Source organism: uncultured Campylobacter sp., assembly GCF_938030815.1.
Taxonomy (GTDB): domain Bacteria; phylum Campylobacterota; class Campylobacteria; order Campylobacterales; family Campylobacteraceae; genus Campylobacter_B.
The window spans coordinates 1-1,051 of record NZ_CALHII010000172.1 but is presented as its reverse complement, the minus strand read 5'-3'; the positions used below and the strand labels follow the sequence as shown (position 1 = coordinate 1,051).

General features: G+C 54.5%; 1 protein-coding gene. It reads left to right on the top strand.

Features of this window, described 5'->3' with window-relative positions; translation table 11 throughout:
• Nucleotides 1–1,008, top strand: a 1,008-nt coding sequence (locus Q0277_RS06755) for a PQQ-binding-like beta-propeller repeat protein (RefSeq protein WP_297996726.1), incomplete at its 5' end; no start/stop codon positions are given.
• Nucleotides 1,009–1,051 lie beyond the last annotated feature (43 nt).

Below are 1,051 nucleotides of genomic sequence, written 5' to 3'. Positions count from 1 at the left end.
TTTGCCTTTGCAGCCCCCAGCGAGCAAAACATCGCCGCGAAGCTAACGCCCGGCTACGTTCTGCTAGATACGTTTTCGCGCGATTTTAGCGAACACAAAAGATCGGTGCTCGCCTACGAACAGCGCGAAATTTTCTCTGCCGCTTCCGCGCTTTGTTGCCCGCAGGACGGTCACTTCGTGCTAAATACGAGATACTATGAGGGCTTCGTCGATTCGCCCGCAAAGCTCATCAAAATACAAGACGGCGAAATGAGCGAGCTTGGCGACGCTCCTGCGCCCGTGAAGCAGATCTACAACGACGCGCGAACCTACGAGTTTGAGGGCTTTGCCGTGCGGATGAGCTCGCCCTTTATGATGGAGTGCAGAGCCTCGCAAGGCGGGTCAAATTTAAACGGCTCGGCGGCTGATTTGGGCGGCGTAGTAAATTTCAGCGGCGCGGCGAGCGAAAATTTAAAAAATTCCTCCGAAAATGTCTGCGCGGCGGCTGTTTGCAAAGCGAGCAAAAGCGATCCGCGCAATGAAACGAGCGAGGCGAAAGATAAAATTTCAAACGACGGCAAGCCGACCCGCAAAAAAGCGGTAGCAAAAGGCAAAACGCTTTGGCGGCTAAAGCTAGGCGCGTATCTATATACGCCCGTTTGCCTGCGCGGCGCAGCGGCGCCGCATTTTGACGCGCAAGATAAGCGGCAGGGTCTCGAGACGCTGTATTTCGGCACCGCGGGCAAGGGCGGGCACCTATACGCCGTAGACGCGGCAAGCGGCGAGGTGATTTTTAAGCTTGACACCGGCGGAACCGAGCATTTCGCGTGGTTTGAGGATAAAATTTTACTCGCAGATCGCCGCGGCAAGCCGGTTTTGATTAGCGCGGAGGACGGCTCGATCTTAAAAGAAGTGGAATTCGGCGAGTTTCAATTCGGCTCGGATCAGATCATGCTCGCTAGTAGGGGTCGCCTCTACGCCGTGGCAAACGACGGAGCCGCGATGCACGCAGTCTGCGCGGATATTTAAATTGGACAGATTAAAATTCGGCTTGTAATTGTGGATTAAATTA